The organism is Tepidimonas charontis (assembly GCF_007556685.1).
GTDB classification, from domain to species: domain Bacteria; phylum Pseudomonadota; class Gammaproteobacteria; order Burkholderiales; family Burkholderiaceae_C; genus Tepidimonas; species Tepidimonas charontis.
Genome location: NZ_VJON01000076.1, coordinates 1 through 3,879 on the forward strand (window position 1 = coordinate 1; position 3,879 = coordinate 3,879).

Sequence of the window (3,879 nt, forward strand, 5' to 3'; positions counted from 1 at the left end):
GACCACCAAACTTGCTCGCCAGCACCGTCGTGATGGCCGCCGTCAGCGTCGTCTTGCCGTGGTCCACGTGACCAATCGTGCCCACGTTGACGTGCGGCTTGGTCCGCTCGAATTTTTCCTTTGCCATTGCGATTTCCTTGCATCAAAGAACGAGCCCGTGGGTCGTTAGCGTCTGTGGCCCGGGCTCGCCACGGGCAGCGAGCCACGCCCCCACGGGGCGCCACAGACGAGATGAACCTGGCGCGCATCGGCGTGTGCGAGCGCGCAGCCTGCCACGCCGCCTCGTTTTACTTGGCGCGCGCCGCGATGATGGCCTCGGCCACGTTGCGCGGGGCCTCGGCGTAGTGCTTGAACTCCATCGTGTAGGTGGCGCGGCCCTGCGACATCGAGCGCAGGGTGGTGGAGTAGCCGAACATCTCGGACAGCGGCACCTCGGCCTTGATGACCTTGCCGCCGCCAGGCAAATCGTCCATGCCCTGCACCATACCGCGCCGCGACGACAGGTCGCCCATCACGTTGCCGGCGTATTCCTCGGGCGTTTCCACTTCGACGGCCATCATCGGCTCCAGGATCACCGGATTGGCCTTCTTGCAGCCTTCCTTGAAGCCGAAGATGGCGGCCATCTTGAAAGCCTGCTCGGACGAGTCGACCTCGTGGTAGGAGCCGAAGTGCAGCGTGACCTTGACGTCGACCACTGGATAGCCAGCCAGCACGCCGGTCTGCAATGCCTCCTCGACACCTTTCTGGACCGCCGGGATGTACTCGCGCGGCACCACGCCGCCCTTGATGGCGTCGATGAACTCGAAGCCTTTGCCGGGCTCGTTGGGCTCGATCTTGAAGACGACGTGACCGTACTGCCCCTTACCACCGGACTGCCGCACGAACTTGCCTTCGGCTTGCTCGACGGTGCCGCGAATGGTTTCGCGGTAGGCCACCTGCGGCTTGCCGACGTTGGCCTCGACGCCGAACTCGCGCTTCATGCGGTCGACGATGATTTCCAGGTGCAGCTCGCCCATACCGGCAATGATGGTCTGGCCCGATTCCTCGTCGGTGTAGACGCGCAGCGAGGGGTCTTCGGCGGCCAGGCGGCTCAGCGCGACGCCCATCTTCTCCTGGTCGGCCTTGGCCTTGGGCTCGACCGCCTGCCGGATGACGGGCTCGGGGAACTGCATGCGCTCCAACACGATCGGCGCCGACGGATCGCACAGCGTCTCGCCGGTGGTGACTTCCTTCAGGCCCACGCACGCGGCGATGTCACCGGCGCGGATCTCTTCGATCTCTTGGCGGTGGTTGGCGTGCATCTGCACGATCCGGCCGATGCGCTCTTTTTTGCCCTTGACGGAGTTGAGCACCGTGTCGCCCTTGCGCAGCACGCCCGAGTACACGCGCACGAAGGTGAGCTGACCGACGAAGGGGTCGGACATCAGCTTGAAGGCCAGCGCGGCGAGCTTTTCGTCGTCGTCGGCGCGGCGCGACGTCGGCTGCTCGTTCTCATCGGTGCCGGCCACCGGCGGGATGTCCACCGGCGACGGCAGGAATTGGATGACCGCGTCGAGCATGCGCTGCACGCCCTTGTTTTTGAACGCGGTGCCGCACAGCATGGGCTGGATTTCGCAGGCGATGGTGCGCTGACGCAAGCCGGCGATGATTTCGTCTTCGCTGAGCTCGCCGCTTTCCAGGTATTTGTTCATCAGCTCTTCGCTGGCCTCGGCGGCCGCCTCGACCATCTTCTCGCGCCACTCCCGGGCCAGATCCACCAGGTCGGCCGGGATGTCGCGGTATTCGAACTTCATGCCCTGCGAGGCTTCATCCCAGATGATGGCCTTCATCTTCAGCAGATCCACTACGCCCTGGAAGTTGTCTTCGGCCCCGATCGGCACCACGATCGGCACCGGGTTGCCCTTCAGGCGCGCCTTGATCTGCTCATAGACCTTGAAGAAATTGGCGCCGACACGGTCCATCTTGTTGACGAAGGCCAGACGCGGCACCTTGTACTTGTTGGCCTGCCGCCAAACGGTTTCGGACTGCGGCTGCACGCCACCGACGGCGCAATACACCATGCAGGCGCCGTCGAGCACGCGCATGGAACGCTCCACCTCGATGGTGAAGTCCACGTGCCCCGGGGTGTCGATGATGTTGAAGCGATGCTCGGGGTAGTTCAGATCCATGCCGCGCCAGTAGCAGGTGGTGGCCGCGGAGGTGATGGTGATGCCGCGCTCTTGCTCCTGCTCCATCCAGTCCATGGTGGCGGCACCGTCGTGCACTTCACCGATCTTGTGGTTGACGCCGGTGTAGTACAGGATGCGCTCGGTGGTGGTGGTTTTGCCGGCGTCGATGTGCGCCGAGATACCGATGTTGCGGTAGCGCTCGATGGGCGTGGTACGTGCCATGAGATGACTCCAGATTCGAATAGGCAAAGCCCGCCAGCCTGCAGGAAGGGGGCGGCGGGCTTCGGAGAACGGGCAGACGCGGCCTCGCTATGGGTGCGCCGTCGTCAGAAGCGGAAGTGGCTGAAGGCGCGGTTGGCCTCGGCCATGCGGTGCACCTCGTCGCGCTTCTTCATCGCGCCACCGCGGCCTTCGGTGGCCTCGATCAGCTCGTTGGCCAGGCGCAGCGCCATGGATTTCTCGCTGCGCTTGCGCGCGGCCTGTTTGATCCAGCGCATCGCCAAGGCTTGACGGCGCACCGGACGCACTTCCACCGGCACTTGGTAGTTGGCGCCGCCGACACGACGCGACTTGACTTCGACGAGGGGCTTGACGTTGTTGACGGCGGTGGAGAAGACTTCCAGCGGATCTTTGCCGGTCTTTTTCTCGATGTGCTCCAGCGCACCGTAGACGATGCGCTCGGCCACCGCCTTCTTGCCGCTCTCCATGATGACGTTCATGAACTTGGAGAGCTCGACGTTGCCGAACTTCGGATCCGGCAGGATTTCGCGTTTAGGGACTTCGCGACGACGTGGCATGGTGATTCTTCCTTTTGCTTCAGTTGGCACCGATGTGCCGCGAGGGCCATGCAGACCCCCACTTACTCGACCCGGGCACCCGCAGTGCGCCTGAGGTCACTTCGCCTGAGCGCCCACCAGCCGGGCATTCAGACACCGTTGGTTGAAACCTGGTTGACGAAACAGCGCTGACCGAAACGACCGCTCAGGCCTTCTTCGGCCGCTTGGCACCGTACTTGGAGCGCGCCTGCTTACGATCCTTGACGCCTTGCAGGTCCAGCGAGCCGCGCACGATGTGGTAGCGCACGCCCGGCAGGTCCTTCACCCGGCCGCCGCGCACCAGCACCACCGAGTGTTCTTGCAGGTTGTGCCCTTCACCACCGATGTAGGAGATGACCTCGAAGCCGTTGGTCAGGCGCACCTTGGCGACCTTACGCAGAGCCGAGTTCGGCTTCTTCGGCGTCGTGGTGTAGACACGGGTGCAGACACCCCGGCGCTGGGGGCAGTTTTGCATCGCCGGGCTCTTGGACTTGACCTTCTCGGCCGTCCGCCCGTGGCGCACGAGTTGGTTGATGGTTGGCATAACGTCCCTAAACGTCAAAAGAAAACGATCAGCCCTTCGGGCCGCCCGAAAAGCCCGCTACTGTAGCACGGGGCGCGTAGGCGCGCAAGTAGCAGCCGGCGTTGTGTCAAGGCAAAGTAGAAATGTCCGCCCTCTGAGCAAGTTAGAAATGTCCGGTTTGACGCCGAAGGTATGTCCTCATGGGCTGGCCCATGGGCCAGCCCATGAGGGCGGAGCGCTGAAGAGACGACGCCAGGGGTGCTCAGGGCCGGGACACCATGGCTGTTTGACTTGGCGCGCTTTGAGGATGTCATCCACCCGCGCATTGAGCGTCTTGTCATCGACGGCGCTGGGGGTGGCTGGAGCAGGATCG

Annotated in this window: 4 protein-coding genes; all 4 read right to left on the bottom strand. The window is 63.8% G+C overall.

What is annotated here, in order from left to right:
- On the bottom strand, positions 1-127 hold a 127-nt coding region (locus Tchar_RS13235), incomplete at its 3' end, for a GTP-binding protein (RefSeq protein WP_236640437.1).
- A 160-nt stretch (positions 128-287) separates the two neighbouring features.
- Positions 288-2,390 carry an elongation factor G gene (gene fusA, locus Tchar_RS13240; protein WP_144329453.1) on the bottom strand — a complete coding sequence of 701 codons (2,103 nt, stop codon included), beginning with the start codon at positions 2,388-2,390 and terminating at the stop codon, positions 288-290.
- Positions 2,391-2,494: 104 nt separating this feature from the next.
- Positions 2,495-2,965 carry a 30S ribosomal protein S7 gene (rpsG, locus tag Tchar_RS13245; RefSeq protein WP_144329454.1) on the bottom strand — a complete coding sequence of 157 codons (471 nt, stop codon included), beginning with the start codon at positions 2,963-2,965 and terminating at the stop codon, positions 2,495-2,497.
- A 184-nt stretch (positions 2,966-3,149) separates the two neighbouring features.
- On the bottom strand, positions 3,150-3,527 hold the full coding sequence (gene rpsL, locus Tchar_RS13250) for a 30S ribosomal protein S12 (protein ID WP_143901379.1): 378 nt from the start codon (positions 3,525-3,527) through the stop codon (positions 3,150-3,152).
- Positions 3,528-3,879 lie beyond the last annotated feature (352 nt).